Raw genomic sequence first — 22712 nt, 5'->3', positions numbered from 1 at the left:
TGAAAACGGCCTCAGGCGAGCCACTCGTCGGGCTTGGTGTTGTAGTCGATGTCCGTCGCGGCGAGGTGTTCGACCTCGCTCCACGGCACGTCCTCCACGACCACGTCGTCGCCGTCGTACCGGAGGCGCTTGCCGACCTCCTCCGGTTCGGGTTCGCGGTCGCGGCGCTTCGCCACCTCGATGTCGTGGTCGTCGAACTCCTTGACGATGGTCAGCAGGTTCACCGGCCGGCCCCAGAGTTCGAACACCCGCTTCAGCACTGCCGTAGCCTGACTGCGGTCGAGCATCACGCCGTTGTACTGGTGGGCCAGCAACAGTTCGTTGCGGTTCTGGTAGTTGCCGTCTTCGACGACCACCGTGGGTTTGCCGAAGTTGGTGAAGTTGAGCATCAACTTCTTCTTGACGTCGGCGTGGTCCGTCGAGGTGACCCGGTAGTCGCCCGAGGCGTGGGTGTACTCGTAGGTGAAGTAGTCGTTGTCGTCGACGAACTCCTGCGTGAGGAACTCGTCTAAGAACGTCACGTCGTTGTGGCTCTCGCGAATCTCGCGCATCCGCTCCCAGCCCCGGGTGTAGTCGACGTCTGCCAGCGCCTCGGCGACACTGTCGTAACGCGAATCGTCGAACATGTAGCGGGAGACGCGCTCCAGTTCCTCCTGTCCGACCCGCGAGACGAACCCGCGGTACTGTGGCTTCACCAGCGAGTAGTGGCGCTGGGCCAGTCCCTCGTAGGTCAGCACCTTCCACGGGTACTGTTCGACGTCGAACTCGCCGTCCCGGGCCGCTTCGAGGCCCTCGGCGTCGACGCGCGGGTCGTCGGGGTCGAGTTCGTCGAGGTGCCCCGCCACGTCGCGGAGCCACACCGGCGGTTCGAGGTGGTCCTGCACTTCCGAGAAGTCGACCACGTCGCCGAAGGTGCGCCACGTGACGCCGTCGACCCGGAGCAACCGCTCGACCACCTCGCGGCGGTTCTCGGTGTTCTCGACGTACTCCCATATCTCCATACCGAGTTTGTACGGGTTCAGCCCCGGCGACCCCAGCACCTGGGCCATGTGGTCGGCGTAGAGGACGAACTCGTCGTCGCCGGCGAAGCGCTCGCCGGTCATCATCAGCGACTCCCAGTACGCCGCCCAGCCCTCGTTCATCACCTTCGTCATCTTCTGGGGGGCGAAGTAGTACGCCTCGCGGCGCAACATCTCGAGGACGTCCTTCTGCCAGTCGGTCATCTCGACGGCCTTCGCGGCGTCCTCGTCGTAGGCCATCCCGTGCTTGCGGAGGAACCCGAGCACGTCCTTGTCGGGTTCGGCCGGGAAGGAGACGCCCTCGCCGTCGTCGTCCTGTGCGTCTAGCCACTCGTCGTCGAACACCTGTCGCTTGACCTCCTCGGAGAGGTCGAGTTCGTCCAGTTGCTCGGTGACGTCGACGCCCTCGATGTCCTCGAAGTGCTCCTCGGCCGTCTCGACCGGGCTGTACGGCTGATGCTGGTCGATGTTGTCCTCCAGACAGAGGACGTGGTCGACGAACCGCTCGACGGCCCCGCGCTCTATCTCGGGGTCCTGCATGTACTCCCGGATGGCGTCGGCGTGTCGGGCCAACATTCCGGCGGCGTCTGGGCCTCTGTCACGGCCCTCTTCGTCCGCCGACCGGGGCGCGCCGTCGCTGAACATCTTGAACCACCGGTTGTTGGCGAAGAAGTCGGCGTGGGCCTCGACGTGGGTGATGACCGCCTTCTGGTCGGACAGCGTGTTCGACTCCTGTAAGAAGGCGTGGGACGGGTCGTCGTTGTTGACGATCTCGAAGGCCTTCCCGCCGAGGAACTGCCCCTGCTTCTGCTGGCGGTCGTACTGCATGCCCCAGCGCCAGTGCGGGTACCGCTTCTGGAACCCGCCGTAGGCGATGAGTTCGTTCATCTCGTCGTAGTCGACGACCCAGTAGTTCACCGGGTACGGTGAGAGGCCCAGTCGGCGGGCGAGGTTGCCCGCCTCCCGGACCGGTTCTTCGAGGTCGTCGGCGATGCGCTGTTTGGCGAATCTGTCGTCGGTGCTCATCCGTTGTCCTCCGTACTCAGTATCTCGTAGATAGCGTCGACCACGTCGTCGGGCGAGGAGACGTAGGCGACGGCGACGTTGTCGCTGTCGCGGAACGTCCGCTCGACCTCCTCGGCGTGGGTCGCGTTGATGGCGTTCCCGCTCGGTTGGGTCTCCACGTAGGCGTGGAGGTTCGCGGGAATCTGCTCCATCAGGGGGATGACCTTCTCCTCGGTGTCGTTCGAGGAGTTCTCGCTGTCGCCCGCCGCGAAGACGTACCGGTTCCACTCGCTCCACGGGTACTCCTCCTCCAGTCGCTCGGCGGCCAGTTCGTACGCGCTGGAGATGCGGGTCCCGCCGCCCGAGCGGATGCCGAAGAACTCCTCGCGTTCGACCTCCCACGCGTCGGCGTCGTGGGCGATGTAGACGAACTCGGCGTTGTCGTACTTGCCCTGCAGGTACCAGTCGAGCGGCGTGAACGTCCGCTCGACGAGTTCGCGCTTCTTCTGGCGCATCGACCCGGAGACGTCGCGGATGTTGACCACGACGACGTTCTTCTCGCGCTCCTCGACGATTTCGGGGTAGCGGTAGCGCTCGTCCTCCCGGCGGAACGGAATCTCGTCGACGCCCTCGCGACGGATGCGCGTCGGCGCGTCGACTTCCTCGACGTTCGCCTCCATCTCCTCGATGGTCTCCCACGACCCCCGCTCGCTCGACGGGACGTCCTCGTAGGCGTCCTCTATCCACGCCTTCGAGACGGGGATGTTCTTCTCGCGGGCCCACTCGAACACGGTCGCGGGCCCCCAGCCGTCGACTTTCAGCGCCTCGCGGACGTAGTCCTCGTCGAAGTCCATCGCGAGTTTCCGCTTCAGCCCCTTCTTGAACAGGCGTTCGAAGTCCAGCGTCGAGGAGGGGCCGGTCCGGGTGATGTCGGTGAAGTCTCCCTCCTTCTCCTCGATGACCTTCTTGCCCTTCGGTTCGAGGTCCAGTCCGAGTTGCTCGTCGAGTTCCTTCGCGAACTCCTCGGGGTCCATCTCGTAGTACTCGTGTTCGCCGCCCTCCTCGCCGGGTTCGCCGTCCTCGTCGCCGTCGTCGCCCGGCTGGGGCTGTGGTTGTCCGACCGGGTCGCCCGGTTCGGCACCGTCACCCTGCCCGACGCCGCCCTTGTCGCGCTGGTCGTAGGCGAACTCCGGGAGGTCGACGATCTTGATGGGGATGCGTACCTCGTCGCCGCGGGACTGCCCCAAATCGCCGTACTGGATGAACTCCGCGAGGTCCTGCCGGCGCTCCTCGCCGACCTCACGGTACCGTTCGAGGTCGTCTTTCAGTCCCATCGGTAACTCACCTGATTCATGACGTGCCGGCTGGTCAGTTCGGCCGCGGCCTCGCTGTAGCCGTGCATGTCGACCATGTTCTCGATAGTCATCTCCTTGAGTCGGGCCGTCTCGGTCCCCGACGGCGGTTCGTCCCACTGCCGGGGGTCGAAGTCCTCGAAGGTCCGCTTGACGTCGTCCCAGTCGTGACTCCCGAGGACCGTCTTGATGACCGGAATCTCCTTCGGGGAGACGTCGCCGACGCGGAACTCCTCGTCGCGGCGCTGCCACGCGTGGCGGTTCAGCGCCGTGATTATCTTGTCCGTGCGGAACGCTTCGACGGCCTCGTCCGGGTCGTCGTCGTCGTAGTTCTCCTCGTCGAACCGGCCGAGGTGCTCTATCTCGAACACCTTCATCTTCAGCGGGTCCGGGTCGACGTACTCGCCGCGTTCGTTCTCTATCTGGTCGTCGGAGGCCCACGCGTAGACGTGTTCGATGTACTCCTCGACGGTGGCCTCGTCGACGCGCTTGTCCCGCATCATCGCGTCTAACACGTCACGTTCCTGTTCGCCGAAGACGTGGTTCTTCACGGGGACGACACGCTCCTCGTACTCCGTGGCCTCCGCCGCCGAGAACACCGGTGCGTCGCCCATCCCCTCGGCGACGGCGTTCAGCACGTCTCGGGGCATGATGACGTGCTCGACGGGCAGGTCCGGGTGGTGGCGGTCCTGCGTCTCGTGGAGGAGGTCGGCGACTACGTCACGGACGTAGGTCACGGGGATGCCGTGGTCGCCGTCGTGGTCGGTCGTCTCCAGGTCGTAGTCGTCGATGTCGATTCGCTCGTCGCCCTCCATCAGGTACCCCCGGTCGAACAGGAGCGCCTTGTCCACGAGGTCCAGTCCGTTGGGGACGTTCGAGGCGTCGAGTCGCGAGACGACGGCGTACAGTGCCGCGGCCTCGATGGTGTGGGGGGCCAGTTCCTTGTCCGTCGCCGTCTCGACGTCGTCTCGCACCGAGACGGTCACTGGCTCCTGAATCCACGTCTCCAGTTCCTCCCACGAGTCCGGGTCCCAGACCGCCGTCTCGTTGGTCAACTCCCGCCGGAGCAGTTGGGCCTCCAGCGAGAGGTTCGTCAGGTACGTGAACTCGTGCTTGTCGAGGCGGCGCTTCAGCGCCTTCAGTGGGTCCTGCCCCTCCCGGTCGGCGTGCTGGTTCAACTGCGCCTCGAGGTCGGGGTTCGAGATGATGACCAGTTGCGTGTCGACGTCCATCCCGATGCCCTTGTCCAGTTTGACGCGGCTCTCGTCGGGCACGTTCAGCAGTTTCTGGAGCAGGTCGGCGTGCTGGGCGGCGTCCTCGACCACCGTCAGCAGGCCGTTACCCTGCGAGAGGACGCCGTCGTAGGAGAACGCCTGCGGGTTCTTCCGGCCCCGGGAGTCCAGTTCGCGGAGCATCCCGTGCATCCACGACCCGACCAGTCGCTCCTTGGGCGTCCCCTCGTCCTCGGAGTGGAGGACGCCGATGCCGTGGCCCACGTCGACGACGAAGTTCTTCACGCGGAGGTGCGCGGGGTCAGTGACCGCCGAGAACAGGTCCTCGCTCCCCTGCCGGCGGTACTGCTCTTCGAGGTAGTCGTAGGCCTCCCGCGAGAACGGGTCCAGTTCCCCGTCGACGTGAATCTCGATGTGGTCGTCGAGTCGCTCGTTGATGTCGGCCACGAGGTCCGCACGCACGTCCGGCGGGAACACCGTCAGCGGGTGGACCTGTACCGGACTCTCGTACCAGTCGTCCTCGTCCTCGACCGGCACGTCGCCGTAGGTGAGGGCGCTGTCGCTCCCGCCCGCCCCGGCGACGTTCCACTCGACGGTGTAGCGCCGTCCCTCCGGCGTCTTCGAGTACTCCCGGAGGCCGTTGATGAGACAGCGCTTCAGTTCGGACTTGCCCGTCGCGGTCGGGCCTTCGAGCCAGACTATCTTCTCGTCTTTCCCGCGCCCCGCGGCGATAGAGCGAAGGTCGTCGACGAAGGCGTTCAGCACCTCCGTGTTGCCGAGGATGGCGTGTTCGCCGTCGTTGTACGGGTCGTCGAAGAAGCGGTAGCGCTCCTTCTCCTCGCCCTCCTCGATGACCGTACGCGTGCCCGCCGCCTCGATGGCCGCGAGCATGTACTTCGAGGCGTGTGCGGCTATCTCGGGCGTCTCGAGGACGGTGTCGACGTACGCAGCGAGGCTCATCGGCGCCTCGTAGGTGGCGTCCAGCGAGTCGTCCGCCCGGCCGATGTACTCCTCGCCGCTCATCTAATCCTCCATCTCGCTCTTGGCGACCTCCGCACCGGCGAACTCGAGCACTTCCTTGGCGCCCTCCTCGGAGTAGCCCTGCTCCATCAGGGCGTCTATCCACTGGTTGCGCTCGTCGTCGTCCATCTCGCCGCTGGAGACCAGCGCCGAGAAGTTGATGTTGTGTTTCTTGTCTTCCCAGAGTTTGCGCTCCAGTGCGCGGCGCAGTCGGTCGTTGTCCTGCGGGTTGAACGTGTCACCCTCGCGCGCCCGGCGGGAGACCCAGTTGGACACTTCCTGTCGGAAGTCGTCCTTTCGGTCTTCTGGCAGGTTGAGTTTCTCCTCGACGGAGCGGAGGAACTGCTCGTCGGGTTCCTGCTCGCGGCCCGTCAGTTCGTCCTCGACGGTGTCGTCGTCGATGTACGCCATGACGTGGTCCATGTACTTCTCGCCCTGCCGCTGTATCTCGTCCATGTCGTAAGCCAGCGCGTGGCGCACGTCCTCGATGGCCCGCTCCTTGTACTCCTCGCGGACGAGTTCGAGGAACCGGTAGTACTGGTCGAACGACTCCTCGTCGATGGAGCCGTGGTTCTCTAAGTTGCCTTCGAGGTGGTTGAACGTCGTCAGCGGCGAGAGGAACTGGCGGTCCCGGTGCATCGAGTCCATGATGGCTTCGGCTATCTCGTCGCCGATGAACCGCGGCGAGACGCCGTCCATCCCCTCGCCGATGTCGGCCGTCGTCGCCGCTTCGTCCCGGAGTTTCTTGACGTCGATGTCGTCGGCCTCGTCTATCTCGCCGTTGTAGGCTTTGGCCTTCTGGACCAGGTCGACGGACTCGGTATCGGGTTCCTCGATGCGGGTGAGGACGCCGAATAGCCCGGCCATCTCCAGCGTGTGGGGTTCGACGTGGATGTCCGGGAGGTCCGCGTTCCGGAGCATCTTGTTGTATATCTTCGCCTCCTCCTCGTACTGGAGGACGTACGGGAAGTCGATGCGCTTCGTCCGGTCGTTGAACGCCTCCATCTTCTCGTCGCCCTTCTTGTCCCGGTACTCGGGCATGTTCGTCCGGCCGACGATGACCTGGTCGATGTCGATTCGCGGGTTGTTCTTCGGCTTGATGGTCTGTTCCTGACTGGCGTGCAGGAAGTCGTAGAGGAACTCCCGCTGGAGTTTCAGCAGTTCCTCGCCGGAGAAGATGCCGCGGTTGGCGTTACAGAACGCCCCGGAGTAGTCGAACGCACGCGGGTCGCTCTCCCCGTAGATGGCTATCTTCGAGTAGTTGACGTCGCCGGTCAGTTCCGTCTCGTCCTGGTTCTTCTTGTCCTTGGGTTCGAACGTCTCGATACCCTGTCGCTGGTTCTCGTCGGCGACGAACCGGATTATCTCGACGTGGTTCTCCAGCACGGCCTGCAGGTCGTCGCCGTAGTTCGCCAGCAGGCGGTCCATGTAGAACTCCGAGGCCGGGTCGAGGGCCTGTTCGTTCCGGATGGTGTAGGGGGCGTCGAGTTCCTCGTTGATGTCCTCGATGACTCTGTCTCGCTGGTCCTGTGGGAGCAACACCATCGGGTCCTGATTCATCGGCGACCGAACGACGTCGTCTGCGGGGTCCTGGTCGCCGATGACGTCACAGAGGTTGGTCCAGCGGAACGTGTACATCCGCCCCTCGTCGCGGCGGGTGTAGTCCTCGTAGTAGCGGCGGACCTGCCGGTCGAAGTCGGACTTCCCGGACCCGACAGGACCCAGCAGGAGTTTGATACGCTTCTCCGGACCCAGTCCCCGCGCGCCGGACTTGACCTTGTTGACGAACTCGTGTATCGCCTCGTGGACCTCGCGGCCGTAGAAGGTGTTCTCGCCGTCGTGGAGCGGGTCTTCGCTCGCTATCTCGTACTCGACGACGCCGGCGTCCTCGTCGTAAGAGGTCCCGTAGTAGTCGAACATGTCAGCCACTCGCTGGTGGGCGTTACGGGCGATTCGCGGCTCGTCGTACAGTTGGTCGAGATACCAGTCGAAGCTCCGGGTCGTCCGGAGGTCGGCCGGTATCGTGTCTTGGTACTCCTTGCTCAGCGCTTCCAGTGTCTCTTTGTTCTTGCTCATGCTAACTCGGTGAGTTCGGCACGCGATGGCACGGTGCCGTGCGGGGCCACCGTGTCGGACTCAGTACACCGGTGCCACCAACTGCCGCTCCGTGCGTGCAGGCGGGCGGCCGCGTTAGGACCCGGACTTGCGGGTCGGTGGTCGTACCATGCCATGTGTGCAGTGGCCGGGTGGTCGCGGGGACGGTCCCACCCCAGTGGTAACGGGTGACAGTGGGTTACTGTTTCCGATACTATTTAACACATGAGTGCTTCAACATTAAGAGCCTTTTCCCGGTACCCATATAACGCCGGGTTTTTCCACCCCGGATTCGCGACGTAACACGGGGACGGCATCGCTAAGGTAAGAGTTCACACGAGGGCGATTCCCGCAGTCGTTTATAAGTAACCGCGCGAAAGCGAGCGACGCGTCGGTAGTCGATAGAGTATTGCCTGCCGAGACGAAGCCGTCGGTATGGACCTCGACGGACTGGCCGACGACTGGACGGTCTGGAACGAGACCGAGGAGAAACTCGTCCTCGCCTATCGGCCGGACGTCTTCGACAGCCACGACTTCCCGGCGCCCTGTCTCCCGACGATATACCTCACACGGGGCAAGCGGACACGGCGACCCGGCCTCGACCGGACCGGTGAGGACTGGTACGTCACGCTGTACCTGGAACCCGAGGTGGACCGCGACGCCGAGACCTTCGCGGACCGGGAGGCCGCCGTCGCTGCCGCCGTCGACATCGCGAACCGCTTCGCGTCCGGCGAGTTCGACTACCGCGCGCTGTACCAGATTCCCCGGGACGACTACCTCGACGAACTCGACGACCTGACCGGTCGGTCCTGACCCTTAAATTCCGTCCGGGTCTAGTCCTCGGCATGACCACTGTCACGCTCGTCGGGACGCGCCTCGCGGAGGTCGGCGAGGAGTTCGTCTATCACGGCGAGGCCGACGGCTGTGCTGGCTGTCCGTACCGGACCCAGTGCCTCAACCTCACGCAGGGCCGCCGCTACCGCGTCACCGAGGTCCGCGAGAGCGGGCAGACGCTCGACTGCGCGGTCCACGACACCGGCGTCCGCGCCGTCGAGGTCGAACCCGCGCCGATTCGCGCGAACGTCCCGACGAAAGGTGCCTACGCCGGCAGCAACGCGTCGCTTGCCGGACCGTGTCCACACACCGAGTGTCCGAGCCACCAGTACTGTGAGCCGATGGGCGCCGAGTTCGACGAGGAGTACCGCATCGAGGAGGTCGTCGGCGACCCGCCACACGACTACTGTATGCTCGACCGCGACCTCACGCTGGTGGAGTTAGACGCCCCCGACGACGCGTGAGCGACGCGTCCCGGTCCGGGACCGACACCGCACCGTTCGGTCGCACGAACTCCGTCTAGAACGACCGACTCGGCAGTCCGCCGGCCGACAAAGTGACGGCGTCGCTCAGTCGAGGACGCCGACGTGGTCAGCCGTGTAGCCGAAGACGTCCTCGTACCCCTCCGCGGAGAGGAGAATCGGGTGGAACGGTTCCTCGGCGAGGACTCGTTCGCCGTCGGCGGCGGCGATAGGGTCGCCGGCCGCGAGTCGCTCGAAGTTCCGGGCGTACACCTCGTACTCCTCGGCGGCGGCCTTCGGTATCGGGTCGCCGAGTTGGAACACCGGGAGTGACTCCGTCCGTCTCGTCACCGGGTCGTCGGTGACGCCCGTGGCCGCGAGGAACTCGCGGATGACTCGTTCGGCGTTGGCGGCCGCCTCCGGCGACCCCTGATAGCCACACTCCACTTCGATGGCCGACGGAACGACGGAGAAGATTCGCCCTTCGTTGGCGCCTTTGGTCATGACCACGGCGTCGACGGAGAGTTTCGGACAGACCTCCCGGGCGAGCGGCGTCAGGTCGTCGACGAGCGCGAACATGCCGTCGTAGGACTGAGTGGAGTGCAGCGACAACACGGTACAGCCCCGCAGTTCGGCGGCGAGGTCGGCGGCCAACCGGTCCTCGTGGGCCTCGCTCTCCGGGTCACCCGGGAACGCACGGTTGAGGTCCGTGTCGAGGTATCGCTCGCCGGCGGCCAGCGCCTCCTCGTTGACCACGACGAACTTCACTGGACGGGAGACGGTCGGGGGGTCCGCGAGGACCGCTTCGATACCGTCCCGACCACACGGCTCGTCGCCGTGGATACTGCCCACGATGGCGACGTCCGGTTCTCCCGCACCCAGTTGTTCCACTCGCATTCAGTCTTGGGTGTGGGCCCCGCCCATTAGAGTCGTGTGGATTCGGCGCGAGCGGTCAGTCGAGGTCCTCGGCGAACGCGAAGTCGGCCTCGTCGGCGACCGGGTAGCCGCCGTCGAGTCGTATCTGCCACCCTTCCAGCACGCTCGGGTCCTGCAGCGCGTTCGTCACCGTCGTCCGGACGTCCAGTAAGTCGACGCCATAGTAGTCGTTCGGAACTCCGCGGAAGTACTGGAGCGACGTGCGAAACAGCGACCGCATCCCCTCGTCGTCCTCGAAGTCGAAGTGTTTGTACGCGCCAGCCGCCACCTGCACCATCCCGTGGAGGAACTTGCTCTCGGTCGACCCGCGGCCGTAGTTGTACCACTCGTCCTCGAAGCAGTCGTGGGACTCGTGGAACTCGGCGGCGTTGTACAGGCGGACGCCGTGGACGACGGCCCGCCGGAGCGTCGCGTGCTCCCACTGTCCGTCGGCCCGCCACCCGGCCGGGTCGCCGTCGGGCGGGGCGACGCTCGGGTCACGCGTGTGTTCGTCCATAACCCGTCGTACGTGACCTGCATGGGTCAATCCACCGGTCCTCAGAGCTCTCTCCCACACTCCGGACAGACGCTGTCGGAGGCCGCCGTCGAGTGGTGACAGCGCGGGCAGACGACGGCGTCGCTCGCCGATGCCGGGTCGTGGTACTCGCCGGTGTCTCGGACCGTGTAGACGACGATAGCGGCGAGGAGCAACGCCAGAAGGACACCGACGACCGGGAGCGCCCCGCCCATCTGGAGCGGGGTCGCGAGAGGCGCCATGCCGGTTCTCTCTCGGCCCACGCTGTTAGGCGTTTGCCCGACGCCCGCGTTCCGTACGACATTTATACCACACCGCCGTCAGAGCCGATGCGAGCAACGCGTGCGAGGGTAGCCAAGCCAGGAAACGGCGGCGGACTCAAGATCCGCTCCCGTAGGGGTCCAAGGGTTCAAATCCCTTCCCTCGCACTGTTGGACCGATACGGTCCCTCGCACACAGTGCCGGAAGACTCGCACGGAGCGGTCTTCCCTCGCAAACTCTCGGAACCACGCCCGCCAGCGGCGGCGCTTGACACCGGCCACAGAGCCACGGCGCTATCGGTCGGGACCCGACGGGTGGACTGGTCCGTGGCCGGCGTCGACGACGTGTCGGTAGGTCGCCGCTACGGGAGCTAGTCCGTGTATTCGCCTCGCCCGACTATCGGTGTCTCAGCCGATTTCTCACATATGGGTACTTTTATACGGGAACGTGAGTTAATGACTGTCATGGCTACCGACCAGTCCGACGGTTCAGGTATCCGAGTGCCACCGCTGGAGAACACGGCGTTCTTCTCCATCGAGGCGGACGACGACTACGTTCGCATCGAGCAATCGCTCGGGAACCAGGTACTGTACACGCCAGAGGAGGCCCGGGACATCGCCCACTCCATCTTGGACGCCGTCGACGAAGCCAGCGACGAGTAACCTCCCTTTTCCTGAAACCGAGGTGGTAAGTCCCCGGCACTGCCAGCCCCGGGCATGCCAGATGCACACCACCGTGCGGCGCTCGCGGAACGCGCCGCCCGGGCCGGGGGCGTCGTCGCACGACAGGCGTTCCGCGGCGACCTCGCCGTCGAGACGAAGGCCGACAAGAACGACCTCGTGACCGAGGCCGACCGCGACGCACAGAGTCAGGTCGTCGCGACGGTCCGCGAGGAGTTCCCGAACGACCCGTTCGTGTTAGAGGAGGACGTCGTCACGCTGAGCGGGCCGGAGACGGGCGAGACGGACCCGGAGGTACTCGACGCCGTCCCGGCGAACGGGCCGACGTGGGTCGTCGACCCGATAGACGGCACCGCCAACTTCGTCCGTGGGAACCGGACGTGGGCGACGAGCGTCACCGCCGTCGAGGACGGCGACCCGGTCGGGTCGGCGACGTACATGCCCGCAGAGGGCGACCTGTTCGCCGCCGGACCGGAGAGCGCGACGCGGGACGGCGCGACCCTCTCCGTGAGCGAGCGCACCGACCCCGAGACGTTCGCCGTCGCGCCGGTCGGCTGGTGGGACCGCGACGACCGGACGGAGTTCGCCGACCTGTGTGGCGCCGTCGTCGAGCGGTTCGGCGACATGCGCCGCATCGGGAGCTTTCAGGCGACGCTGGCGTACGTCGCCGACGGGGCGCTGGAGGGGGCCGTCTGTACGAACCCGAACCACCCGTGGGACACGCTGGCCGGCGTCCACATGGTCCGACAGGCCGGCGGGACGGTGACCGACGCCGACGGCGAGCGCTGGCGCCACGACAGCGACAGCCTCGTCGCCTCGAACGGCGAGGCACACGAGGAACTGGTCGCGGCGGTGTCGGAGACCCTCGCCTGAGCGCCGTCGCCGACCCGGCGGGCCGGTGTCGCGGCCCGTACGCACGCGACCGGAAACCTGAAACCGACGCACGCCGCTCACTCGCCCATGAACACGTTCGAGCAGGTCGTCGACGAGTACGGGGCCGGGCGGCTCTGGGTCGCCTCGTTCGTCGCCATCCTCGCGGTCGGCTTCGGCGCGGTTCTCGCGTTCCCGCGAGCCGTCTGGGACCGATTCCTCTGGCACTACTTCTGGGGACCGGTGTACGCCGACGCGAAAGCCGCGAGCTGTGCGGTGATGACCGACGGCGGTCCGGAACCGCTGTACGAGGGGTGTACCGCCGCGGTACAGCAGGGCCGCATCGTCGCCGAACCCGGCTACACCGTCGTCTCCGAAGTCGGCTACATGCTGATTCTGGTGTACATGCTCGTCGGCGTCTATCTCCTGCTGGACCGACTGGAGATAGCCGAGGACCCGAAACTGTACTTCGCGTTCGTGCCGTTCATGCTGCTGGGTGGCGCGCTCCGGACCGTCGAGGACGCCACCGACCGCGCGCTCGAAGCCGGGTTCGCCCCCATCGTCGAGTACCCGCTGAGTTCGCTCATCATCAGCCCGGTCATCTACGGGACGCTGTTCGTGATGACCCTCGTGACGCTGGTCGTCTGTCTCAGACTCGACCGGGAGGGGTACGTCGAGAGCTACTACCGGTCGACTGCGGCGGTCGGGAGCGTCCTCGTCGTCGTGACGCTCCTCTATCTGACCGGCGTCGCGACGACCACGGAGTACTCGACGCTGTACCCGTCGGTCCTGCTCACGACCGTCGGGCTAGCGACGGTACTCGCGTACGGCCTGTATCGCGCCTTCGAGTCGTTCGCCCCCGAGGTCAACGACGGCACCGGCTACATCGGGCTGGTCGTCATCTGGGGGCACGCCATCGACGGCGTCGCGAACGTCGTGTTGGCCGACTGGCTGGACGTGCTGAACGTGCCGCTGACCTACTACCCGAAACACCCGGCCAACGCGTTCATCATCGCGACGACCGAGGCGCTCCAGCCCGCCGGTCTGACCGCCGCTATCGGCACGTCGTGGCCGTTCCTCGTCGTGAAACTCGTGGTCGCGTCGCTCGTCGTCTGGCTGTTCAACGACGAGTTCCTGGACGAGAGCCCGCGCTACGCGTTGCTGTTGCTGGTCGCCGTCACCGCGGTCGGTCTCGGACCGGGGACGCGGGACATGCTGCGGGCCACGTTCGCCATCTGACTCAGAACTCTCGCAGCGCCGTCTCGGGGTAGTGTCGGACCCCGCAGTTCGGGCACTCTGCGACCGCGACCGGCGACCCGTCGGCCGCCGTCGTCTCGACGCGCACGAGGTCGTGTCCGCACTCGCTACACGGGAGGTCGAACTCGGTTACCATGCTGCTTCATGTCCAGTGCTATCGACTGGCACACGTCGATTACTGACGCGGTTCTCCGTATTAAACGACCCGGTGGGTCCGGTCAGGGGAACGGGTGGTGGTCCCGGTCCAGTCGTGGCTCGAAGCCGAGGTCCGTCGGCACCGTCTCCGCCCGGTCGCCGAAGTAGCTCTCGTCGAAGAACAGCGGTTGCGCGGTCGGACAGAACGCTCGGACCGCCTCGAACCCCATCAGTTCGAGGTCAGGCGTCGTGAGGCGACTCGCGTACGGGGTCAGTCCAGCGTCCAGCGCGCGGTCGACCAGTTCGGCCAGTTCGGCGTCGCCGGTCGGGACCGAGTCCGGGCCGACGCTCGAGAGGGGCACGGCCGTCTCCGTCTCGGTGAGCGACGCGGCCGCTTCGGGACGGTCGGCGTACCACCCGATTGCGCCGTCGGCGTCCGCGGCGTCTTCCGGTCCCATCCCGCGCAGTTCCATCCAGTTCTGGAGCGCCTCCTCGAGCGCCCCGGCCGCCGCCTCGGCCGGGTCGAGCCGCGCCGACGTGCCCAGCGCGAACTTCGGCCACGCCTCCCGCTCGAGAGCGACGGCGACCACTGGCACGTCGACGTCCTGTGTCAGCAACAGCGCGGTCACCTTGAGGTCCTCCGAGCGCGCTCGGCGCCGGAGGGTGTCGAACGGGCCGTCGTCCTCGACGACGACTTCCAGCGGGTCGTACGAGGAGTACCACGAGAGCATCGCCGCGTCGCGTTCGACCACCTCGTAGAGGCCCGAGAGGAGCGCGTCGGTCTCCGAACTCCCGAGACCGAGTCCCGTCGTCGTCGCCGGTCGAACGGCGCGGGACGGCGGCGGGTAGACGACGACTTCCGCCGGCGCGAGGCGCTGGGCGCCGGTGTCGAGATTCTCGGCCGGTACCCACGGGACGTCGGCGTCGCCGCCCCACGCCCCGTCGTCGGGGGCGACGAACTCCGTCGGGTCGAGGCTCTCCGACACCGTCTCGCTGGTCCCCGAGGCCATCGCTGCCGCCCGGTAGACCCCGGCGGCGTACCGTTCGTAGCTCTCGCCCAGCGCCTTCATGAACGCCGAATCCCAGTCTCCCGCGACGCCGGCGGCCTGCTGGGGGGCCGTCACGTCGCTGAACCGGGCGGTCTCCGTGAGTTCCGCGAGGTAGTACGGCGCCGGGAACGACTCGGCCTCACCCACGTTCCGGACGACACCGACTCGCTCGTCGAGGCCGGCCTCGGCGCGCGACAGGGCCTCACGCTCGTGGTCGCGGGGGCCGGCGTGAGTGAGCGTCCATCGGTCGTCTGCTCGACACGCACATCCCGGGACTGGGAGGAACTGTCGCTCGGTGTAGGGCAGTTCGAGTACCGTCCCGACGACGACGCCCTCGCCGACCAGTGCGCGTTCCACACGCCGCCCGGCGACGGCGCCGGCGAACCGTTGCGTGCTGGCGGCGGGAGCCTCTGCGGGGTCGGATTGCTGGTCGACGTTCGACCGCACGCGTTCGGTCAGGCAGTCGTAACAGCCGCTCTGAGGGCCGAACCCGGTGACGGCGGCGTCGACCACGGGGACGCCCCCGACGCCACCGAGTTCGACGGCGACCCACGGCGTCCCCGTCGCTCTCGCTCGCTCGTTCGCGGTGTCGAACAGGTCGGCCGTGACCGGTCCGACGACGACACTCAGGTCGGCGTCGTCGGTGAGCGGGTCCGCCGACCGGGTCACGTCCGCCGGCGTCTCCGACAGCGCCGCGACCAGCGATTCGACGGCCGGCCCGCTCCCGACGACTTCGACAGTACTCATGCCCGGGCAAACACAGAGGGGGCGGAAAAACCTATGCGGCCAGCAGACTCTGTGCGACCGTCGCCAGTTCGTCGGCGTCGGCGTCTTCGAGGCGTTCGTCCCCGAGCATCAGGCGGAGGCGCGGCCGCCCGACGTCGATAGGGACCTTCTCGGTGTCGATGAGCCCCATGTCCTCGAGTTTGGTCTTCGTCCGGGAGAACGTCGCCTTGCTCGCGAGGCCGACGTCTTCGCCCCACTTGCTGATGTCGTACAGCAGTTCGCCGTTCTTCGCGGCCACCAGCAGGCTGATGGTCACTTCGTCGAGTCCGTCGCCGTCGCCACGGGCCGTCGCCAGCGACCCGAGGACGCTGTCGAAGTCGTTCGCGGTCGCTTCGCCGATTTCGCTCTCCAGCGTGCTACGGACGGTGGAGATGGGTGGTGTCCGGAGAGAGTACGCCTCGGCCGCCTCCCACGTGGTGTCGTAGTAGTCGTACGCCCCGTCGACGAACTCGCCGTCGTCGGTCCCCAGGCCGCCGACGGCGTCGCCGATGGTCACGAGCGCGTACACGGTGTCGGCAGTGACCGCGACCGAGTGCGTCGGTACGTCCGACAACAACCGCATCGTCAGGTCGTCGCTCTCGACGAGGTCCGCGGCCGTGCTCGCCACCAGGAAGTCGTCCATGACGTCTTTCAGGGCTCGCTCGTCTGCCAGGAGCCGTACCTCCGGCGGGGTTGTCTGTTCGTCCAACGTCGTCACGAGTGCCGAGATGGTGTCTCGGTCCGGGTTCACGACGTACACCGGACCGTCGGCGCCGTCGAACACCGACGATAACATCGCTCCGACGTCGTCGTTCAGTAGGGTTGCACTCATTGTCCAATGTATGTATTGTGTCTTGTGACATTTAATTTCATCGGCCGGTCGGAGTTGAATTCTCGCACACGACCGCCACAGGCACCTTCCAGACAGCTTAAATATATGTTCCGGCCTAGCTATCAAAAACGAAACTAGAAGGCAGTACGGGGCCGACGTTCCGGCGTCTACCGGCCGACTAGTGACCCGTCGTGATAATCGCCGGGGTGCTACGCCGACGTGCGCAGTCGGGTCGCGAGGTCACGGGACCAGTGGAACCCGCCGTCGAAGATGACCGGCACCGAAACGGAGTCCAGCGTCTCGACGAACGTCTCCTCGGTGACCGTCGTCTCCGTTCGCCGGCCGTTGAGCGCGACTTCGCCGTCGAACGGGAGCGTGTAGCCGTCGCCCGCGTGTGTCGTCACCACTTCACAGACGAGGTCGTACCCTGACGCCGATTCGCGCACCCAGACGACGACGGGGTCGGTCGGACTGGGTAACAGCGCGTACGTGCCGTCACCGACCACCGCGTAGTCGTGCCCCATCACGATGCGACGCCGGGCCAACTGGAGGGCTCGCTGGATGCTGAATCCGTTGCTCAACAGGCGAGCGAACGCCGTCCCGACCAGCGCCGCGTGCCGGTCGAGGACGTCGTTGAACGTCACCGCACCGGCCACCGCCCCACAGTCGACGAGGTTCAGCCCCTCCTCGTACGAGCCACAGGCGTTGAGGAAGAAGGTCCGGGTCCGCGAGCGCGACACCTCGCTGGCCGAGAGGTTGCCGTCGGGACACCGGAGGCCGGCGTCGTCGCAGTGGCCGACGAAGTGGACGAAGTCGTTCTCGGCCTCGAACACCGCGGCCAGTTCGGCCGTCGTCAACGACTCGCTGACCGTGACGTCCATCGGGAGGTCCGCCGCGCGATAGATGTCCGTGACCGTCCCCTGTTCGTCGCTCATCTGGGAATCGTTCAGTACGACCGTGACCTGCATCCGGTCGTTGTCGCGGTGCCGGAACCGATACCGGTTCTCGTAGGCCGTCGTCGTCGTCTTGAACGCGTCGATTGGCGTCCCCGGCGCGAGCCACCCCTGCACGCGACCCCGCTCCCCACGGGGGTCGAGGACGGACGACTGCTGTGTACTCCCCCGTGTCGGATAGGCGTCCGAGAGCGTCCGGTCGAGGAGGTCACGCCGGTCCAGTTCCGCCCCCTCGGAGAGGTAGACGAGGCTCAGTTTGTCGAGCAGGAACGGCAGACAGCGCGCTCGTCCGAGCGAGGGGCGGACGTGCGTCGAGAGGTGCCACTCGGGAGCGGCGTCTCGAACCCTCTCCGTCGGGGTCGAGAGATACCGCTCCAGTCTGCCCGCGGGCGACAGCGCCCGGACCGATTCAGGGTCGAGTGAACACGCCGCCAACACCTCCGGGGCGGACTCGGGACTCATCCGACGGACGAGACAGTCGAGGTAGAAGACCTGTCGGAGCAACGATGCGACGTCGTCTTGCAACGCCGGGAGCGGACTGAACTCGTGTCTGACGTCGGTCCCCGACGCAATCAGCACGGGTCGGTCCCGTTCCTCGACACACACCTCCGCTCCGAGGTAGTACGCCAGCGGCGCCGCGACGAACACCGACTCGACGCTCTCGGGCAGACGCAGTTCGATACCGGTCGCCGGCCGGTTGTCCTCGATAGCGCCGGGGACCGACGCCGTGTCGCCGGTGGTCAAGAGCGGCGGGTGGTCCCGCTGGTCGGGATGTGACCGTGAGGGACTGGTGGTGTGGTGCGCGGCGCTCAGACAGGACACGCCGGTCGCGAGTCCGTCGACCGTGTCGGGGACCTGCACGCGAGGGAGCCCGGTGGTCGTCTCCCCGAAGCCGACGGTGACGGACTTCGACTCCCACAGCGAGAGGCCGGTCCCGTCGTCGGTCGGCCGCAGCGACGCCGGGCCGTCGAACCGGACGTACAGACGGACGGCGTCGCTGGCCAGTGGGTCGTCGGCCGCGGCGACCGGCGTCGTCTCGGTCGTCCCGCTCAGGAGAAACGACCCGGACGGGAGTTCCGAAGCGCTCGCGAGCGTGTACTGGGCATCGCAGTCCAGTGCCGTCACGGTGACGTCGTCGCACGGGACGTGGAGCCGTGCCGCCTCGCCGCTGTAACACTCCGCTGTCGGTCGCGGTATCGCGTCCTCGCACCGCTCCCGGCAGTTCGCTAACTGTTCGACCAGTGCTGTCGAAGACACTGTCTCCTCGTCGCCGACAGATGCGAGGTCAGTCCCACCAGAACTCGCATCCGCCACCCCCCAGGTGACCATGTGGTAGCCACTGTGTCCTTATGCATTATATACATACTGATGACTGGAGTCCCGTCATCGACCGACACCGGTCGGTCGTGCTCGCGAGGGGCCCCCGTGTGCCGGTCCTGTCAGTCGGTGGCACGCTCTCGGGCAAAGGGTAGATTATTGACGGGCGGGTCCCGAGGGTGGCACATGACCTACGACACCGTCCGCGAGACGGACCCGGCCGTCGCAGACGCCCTCGAAGGCGAGCGTGCCCGCCAGAACGATACGCTGGCGATGATCGCAAGCGAGAACCACGTCTCCGAGGCCGTCATGGAGGCCCAGAGTTCCGAACTCACGAACAAGTACGCGGAAGGCTACCCCGGCGAACGGTACTACGGTGGCTGTGAGTTCGCCGACGACGTCGAGGAACTGGCCATCGAACGAGCCAAAGAGCTGTGGGGTGCCGACCACGTCAACGTCCAGCCCCACTCCGGGTCGCAGGCGAACATGGGCGTCTATCTGGGCGTCCTCGAACCGGGCGACAAGATACTCTCGCTGGATTTGACCCACGGCGGCCACCTCTCGCACGGCCACCCGGCGAACTTCGCCGGGCAGGTCTACGAGGTCGAGCAGTACGAGGTCGACGAGGAGAGCGGCTACATCGACTACGAGGGGCTCCACGAACACGCCGAGGAGTACGACCCGGACATCATCGTCTCGGGGTACTCGGCGTACCCGCGTGAGGTCGACTTCGGGCGGATTCAGGAGACGGCCGACGCCGTCGACGCCTACCACCTCGCCGACATCGCCCACATCACCGGCCTCGTCGCCGCCGGCGTCCACGAGTCCCCGGTCGGCGTCGCCGACTTCGTCACCGGGAGCACGCACAAGACCATCCGCGCGGGCCGCGGTGGCATCATCATGTGTGACGAGGAGTACGCCAGCGACATCGACGCGGCCGTCTTCCCCGGGTCGCAGGGCGGTCCCCTGATGCACAACGTCGCCGGCAAGGCCGTCGGCTTCGGCGAAGCGCTGGACCCCGAGTTCGAGACGTACGCCGAACAGACCGTCGCCAACGCGAAAGCGCTGGGTGACCGACTCAAGGAACACGGTCTGGACCTCGTCTCCGGCGGCACGGACAACCACCTCGTGCTGGTCGACCTGCGGCCGTCGCATCCCGACACCACCGGCAAGGAAGTCGAGGAGAGCCTCGAAGAGGCAGGCATCGTCCTGAACGCCAACACCGTCCCCGGCGAGACGCGCTCCGCGTTCAACCCGTCGGGTATCCGCGCCGGGACGCCCGGCCTCACGACGCGTGGCTTCGACGAGGACGCCTGCCGCGAGGTCGCGGACCTCATCTACGAAGTGGTCGACGCGCCCCACGACGACGACGTCGTCGCCGATGTCAGTCAACGCGTCGACGAACTCACCGACGAGTACACCCTCTACGACTGAGCGGCCTCGCTGACGGCACGCCGATTCTTTTTCCTCTCTCGCCCTGAGCCGACCCGAACCTGTAAACGGCTCCCCGAGGTGGGTCGGGTATGCAACTTCGAGAGAGCCACAAACTCGCGGACACGGCTCAGCAGATCGTCGGCGGGTTCCTGTTGTCGGGCCCGTTCGTCGTGACACAGGAGGTGTGGGCGCTGGCCCGGAACATGACCGTCTACAACAGCCTCTTTCTGGTCGCCGTCGTCATAGCCATCGGCTACGGGGGGCTGTACGGAGCCGACACTAGCCGCGACCCCACTCGGGAAGCCGCCGTCGTCGGCGTCCCGATCCGGTTCATCTCGGTGATGGTCGTGGCCTTCGGCTCGGTCGGGACTCTCGCGTTCGCCATCACCGCGCCGGACCTCTTCCTACCGGACCTGTCACCGATAAAACGGCTGGTGGTCACGTCCCGCGTCCTCAGCGTCGGCGCGGTGTTCAGCGTCGTCGGCGCGGTGACGACCGACAGCCTGTTCCGGACGGAGTAGGCGGCCCCGGCGGCCGCCGGATAGTGACACTTTTGCCGACCGCCGTCGCCAATCCGGATATGACCGAGATTATCGACGGCGACGCGGTGGCCCAGTCGGTACGCGACGACCTCGCGACGGCCATCGACCAACTCGCCGACGCGGGCGTCCAGCCATCGCTGGCGACGGTTTTGATGAGCGACGACCCGGCCAGCGAGACGTACGTCTCGATGAAGCAGGACGACTGCGCTGAGGTGGGCATCGAGGCACTCGACATCGACATCGACCCCGACGCCGACGCGAGCGAACTGTACGACACCATCGCCGACCTGAACGCCGACGACGGCGTCAACGGCATCCTCGTCCAGATGCCGGTGCCAGACCACGTCTCCGACCGCGAGGTCCTGCGGGCCATCGACCCGGTGAAAGACGTCGACGGCTTCCACCCCGAGAACGTCGGGCGACTGGTCGCCGGTGACGCCCGGTACAAGCCCTGTACGCCCCACGGCATCCAGAAACTCATCGAGTCCGCCGGCGTCGACACCGAGGGCAAGGACGCCGTCGTTGTCGGCCGCTCCGACATCGTCGGCAAGCCGATGGCGAACCTCCTCGTCCAGAAGGCGCCGGGCGGCAACGCGACGACGACGGTGTGTCACTCCCGGACCCAGAACCTCGCCGAGAAGACCCGAAACGCCGACATCCTCGTGGCCGCCGCGGGCGTCCCCGAGATGATAGACGGCGACATGGTGGGCGAGGGCGCGACGGTCGTCGACGTGGGCATCAACCGCGTCGAGGCGGACAACGACAAGGGGTACGAACTCGTCGGCGACGTCGACTACGAGAGCGCGAAAGAGGTCGCGGGGGCCATCACGCCGGTCCCCGGCGGCGTCGGCCCGATGACGCGTGCGATGCTCCTGTACAACACGGTGAAAGCCGCGGGACTCCAGCACGACGTCGACGTCGACCTGCCCTGAATGCCCTCGCTCGCCGCCTTCGAGGACGACGGCGTCTACACGCGACGAGTCACCCGAACGGTCGAGACGGACGCGTTCGAGGCGTTCCGACGACGCGTCGAGGACGGACTGGCGTGGGGCGTCGGCGCACTCGTCGAGGACAGCGCGGACCGTCTCCTCCTCGTCTACGAGGACGAGACGTGGAAGCTCCCGGGCGGCGGCGTCGAACCCGACGAGAACCGGCGGGCGGCACTCGTTCGCGAAGTGCGCGAGGAGACCGGCGTCGGCGTGACGCCGGACGAACTGCTCGCGGTGACCGAGGTGACGCTGACCGACGGCGGCCGCGAGACGCAGTTCCACTTCGGTACGTACCGAGCGGCCCCGGGGGACACGACGCTCGCGGCGGACCCGGGACTGGACGGAGAGGCTATCGAACGCGTCGAGTGGCGGGGGTCGGTCCCCGAGAACTGTCTCGACTACGACCTGCTCCAGCGCTTTCGCTGACCGGCCTCAGAGCGCGTCGCCGTCGAGTCCCGACAGCCAGTTGTCGGCGGTGACGAACGCGCTCTCGTCGCCCTCGCCCACGAACCGTCCGAGGTCGCGGGCGGCGTGGAGCAAGCGATTCGCGTTCGCCGGGTCGACGTCGCCGTCCAGCGCCTCTACGCGCTTGCGGTGGTCGCGGATACGTCCGGATAGCTGGCGGCCCTGTTCGTTCGGATGGTCGTCGAGATACTGACGGACGTCGGACTGGTAGCGCTCGACGGCCGTCGCCATCGCGAGGCCGAAGGCCGACCGTAGTTCCGTCGGCACCTCGTCGGCACCGGGCCGGTCACCGTCGTCGGCCCCGCCGAGCAAGTCGAGGAAGTACAGTTCGGCGTCGTCGCTCGGACGCATCTCGTTCGCGACGTCGCTCGCGACGTACTGGAGTTCGACGGCAGCGACGTACGTCTCGTCCAGTGGCTTGAGGGTGCCGGTGTCGATGAACCCTCGCTTGCGGGTGTACTCACGACAGGTCTCGGCGGCGGCACTCGCGACGTCGTCGAGCGGGGCCTCGTCGATACGGTTCCGTACCGGTGTCAGGTCGAGCGAGACCGGTGCGTCGGTGTGTTCGGTCCGTTCGTCGACGCCGACGCTGTGGACGCTCCCACAGTCGGGACAGGCGATGCTGCCGGTGTCGTAGTACGACCAGCGGGCCCCACAGGACCGACACTCCCGGTCACCGCGAATTTTCATACGAGA

The 22712-nt window shown here is 66.6% G+C and carries 21 protein-coding genes and 1 tRNA gene; 10 read left to right on the top strand and 12 right to left on the bottom strand.

Annotated elements, in window-relative coordinates; genetic code table 11:
- Nucleotides 1-11: 11 nt before the first annotated feature.
- Genes EGH21_RS10730 through EGH21_RS10715 form a run of 4 tightly spaced genes read right to left on the bottom strand, consistent with a single transcriptional unit; the run spans nt 12 to nt 7704 of the window.
- Complete coding sequence (locus EGH21_RS10730; RefSeq protein ID WP_220618469.1) at nt 12-2045, bottom strand: SpoVR family protein; 2034 nt, start codon at nt 2043-2045, stop codon at nt 12-14.
- Nucleotides 2042-3358 carry a YeaH/YhbH family protein gene (locus EGH21_RS10725; RefSeq protein WP_220618468.1) on the bottom strand — a complete coding sequence of 439 codons (1317 nt, stop codon included), beginning with the start codon at nt 3356-3358 and terminating at the stop codon, nt 2042-2044. Before EGH21_RS10725 ends, EGH21_RS10730 begins: the two co-directional genes overlap by 4 nt.
- Nucleotides 3349-5631, bottom strand: coding sequence for a PrkA family serine protein kinase (locus EGH21_RS10720; protein ID WP_220618467.1), 2283 nt, complete (start codon nt 5629-5631; stop codon nt 3349-3351). Before EGH21_RS10720 ends, EGH21_RS10725 begins: the two co-directional genes overlap by 10 nt.
- Nucleotides 5632-7704 carry a PrkA family serine protein kinase gene (locus EGH21_RS10715; RefSeq protein WP_220618466.1) on the bottom strand — a complete coding sequence of 691 codons (2073 nt, stop codon included), beginning with the start codon at nt 7702-7704 and terminating at the stop codon, nt 5632-5634.
- Nucleotides 7705-8157: 453 nt separating this feature from the next.
- Between EGH21_RS10715 and EGH21_RS10710 the strand changes: the two genes are divergently transcribed.
- Entirely contained in the window at nt 8158-8535 is a 378-nt protein-coding gene (locus EGH21_RS10710) for a DUF5820 family protein (protein WP_220618465.1), read from the top strand.
- Between the two features lie 32 nt (nt 8536-8567).
- A complete protein-coding gene (locus EGH21_RS10705) occupies nt 8568-9020 on the top strand; it encodes a UPF0179 family protein (protein WP_220618464.1) in 453 nt (150 codons plus the stop codon).
- Nucleotides 9021-9125: 105 nt separating this feature from the next.
- Here the strand turns inward: EGH21_RS10705 and EGH21_RS10700 are convergent, their stop codons facing one another.
- From EGH21_RS10700 to EGH21_RS10690, 3 genes are read right to left on the bottom strand one after another with little or no spacing between them, the layout of a single operon-like run.
- A complete protein-coding gene (locus EGH21_RS10700; RefSeq protein ID WP_220618463.1) occupies nt 9126-9914 on the bottom strand; it encodes a M14 family metallopeptidase in 789 nt (262 codons plus the stop codon).
- Nucleotides 9915-9969: 55 nt separating this feature from the next.
- Nucleotides 9970-10449, bottom strand: a complete 480-nt coding sequence (locus EGH21_RS10695) for a DUF309 domain-containing protein (protein ID WP_220618462.1) — start codon at nt 10447-10449, stop codon at nt 9970-9972.
- A 41-nt stretch (nt 10450-10490) separates the two neighbouring features.
- Nucleotides 10491-10709, bottom strand: coding sequence for a hypothetical protein (locus EGH21_RS10690; protein WP_220618461.1), 219 nt, complete (start codon nt 10707-10709; stop codon nt 10491-10493).
- 102 nt (nt 10710-10811) lie between these two features.
- On the opposite strand from EGH21_RS10690, the gene EGH21_RS10685 reads away from it, so the two are divergent.
- From EGH21_RS10685 to EGH21_RS10670, 4 genes are all read left to right on the top strand, one after another.
- A tRNA-Leu gene (locus EGH21_RS10685) sits at nt 10812-10895 on the top strand.
- A 297-nt stretch (nt 10896-11192) separates the two neighbouring features.
- Nucleotides 11193-11390 carry a hypothetical protein gene (locus EGH21_RS10680; protein WP_220618460.1) on the top strand — a complete coding sequence of 66 codons (198 nt, stop codon included), beginning with the start codon at nt 11193-11195 and terminating at the stop codon, nt 11388-11390.
- Nucleotides 11391-11444: 54 nt separating this feature from the next.
- Entirely contained in the window at nt 11445-12281 is an 837-nt protein-coding gene (locus EGH21_RS10675; RefSeq protein ID WP_220618459.1) for an inositol monophosphatase family protein, read from the top strand.
- Nucleotides 12282-12368: 87 nt separating this feature from the next.
- Nucleotides 12369-13517 (top strand): DUF63 family protein, encoded by a 1149-nt coding sequence (locus tag EGH21_RS10670; RefSeq protein WP_220618458.1) that lies wholly within the window; start codon nt 12369-12371, stop codon nt 13515-13517.
- A 1-nt stretch (nt 13518) separates the two neighbouring features.
- Here EGH21_RS10670 and EGH21_RS10665 read toward each other — a convergent pair whose 3' ends face one another.
- The 4 genes from EGH21_RS10665 to EGH21_RS10650 all read right to left on the bottom strand — a co-directional run bounded on the left by EGH21_RS10665 (nt 13519) and on the right by EGH21_RS10650 (nt 18598).
- On the bottom strand, nt 13519-13671 hold the full coding sequence (locus EGH21_RS10665) for a hypothetical protein (protein ID WP_220618457.1): 153 nt from the start codon (nt 13669-13671) through the stop codon (nt 13519-13521).
- An 82-nt stretch (nt 13672-13753) separates the two neighbouring features.
- On the bottom strand, nt 13754-15466 hold the full coding sequence (locus EGH21_RS10660) for a YcaO-like family protein (RefSeq protein WP_220618456.1): 1713 nt from the start codon (nt 15464-15466) through the stop codon (nt 13754-13756).
- 31 nt (nt 15467-15497) lie between these two features.
- Nucleotides 15498-16316 carry a transcriptional regulator TbsP gene (tbsP, locus tag EGH21_RS10655; RefSeq protein ID WP_220618455.1) on the bottom strand — a complete coding sequence of 273 codons (819 nt, stop codon included), beginning with the start codon at nt 16314-16316 and terminating at the stop codon, nt 15498-15500.
- A gap of 209 nt (nt 16317-16525) precedes the next feature.
- The gene (locus EGH21_RS10650; RefSeq protein ID WP_220618454.1) at nt 16526-18598 is read right to left on the bottom strand and encodes a hypothetical protein; all 2073 of its coding nucleotides are present in this window, start codon (nt 18596-18598) and stop codon (nt 16526-16528) included.
- Between the two features lie 174 nt (nt 18599-18772).
- Here EGH21_RS10650 and glyA point away from each other — a divergent pair, with 174 nt between their 5' ends.
- From glyA to EGH21_RS10630, 4 genes are all read left to right on the top strand, one after another.
- Nucleotides 18773-20020: a serine hydroxymethyltransferase gene (gene glyA / locus EGH21_RS10645; protein WP_220618453.1), complete on the top strand. Its 1248-nt coding sequence runs from the start codon at nt 18773-18775 to the stop codon at nt 20018-20020.
- Between the two features lie 89 nt (nt 20021-20109).
- Entirely contained in the window at nt 20110-20541 is a 432-nt protein-coding gene (locus EGH21_RS10640) for a DUF2391 domain-containing protein (protein WP_220618452.1), read from the top strand.
- A 59-nt stretch (nt 20542-20600) separates the two neighbouring features.
- Nucleotides 20601-21494, top strand: a complete 894-nt coding sequence (locus EGH21_RS10635; RefSeq protein WP_220618451.1) for a bifunctional methylenetetrahydrofolate dehydrogenase/methenyltetrahydrofolate cyclohydrolase — start codon at nt 20601-20603, stop codon at nt 21492-21494.
- Nucleotides 21495-21977 (top strand): NUDIX hydrolase, encoded by a 483-nt coding sequence (locus EGH21_RS10630; protein ID WP_220618450.1) that lies wholly within the window; start codon nt 21495-21497, stop codon nt 21975-21977.
- 6 nt (nt 21978-21983) lie between these two features.
- On the opposite strand, the gene EGH21_RS10625 is transcribed toward EGH21_RS10630, so the two are convergent.
- Entirely contained in the window at nt 21984-22706 is a 723-nt protein-coding gene (locus tag EGH21_RS10625) for a DUF7117 family protein (RefSeq protein ID WP_220618449.1), read from the bottom strand.
- Nucleotides 22707-22712: the final 6 nt, after the last annotated feature.

Source organism: Haloarcula rubra (genome assembly GCF_019599465.1).
Lineage (GTDB): Archaea > Halobacteriota > Halobacteria > Halobacteriales > Haloarculaceae > Haloarcula > Haloarcula rubra.
Note: the sequence above shows the minus strand (reverse complement) of the source record. Positions and strands in the feature narration are given on the sequence as shown.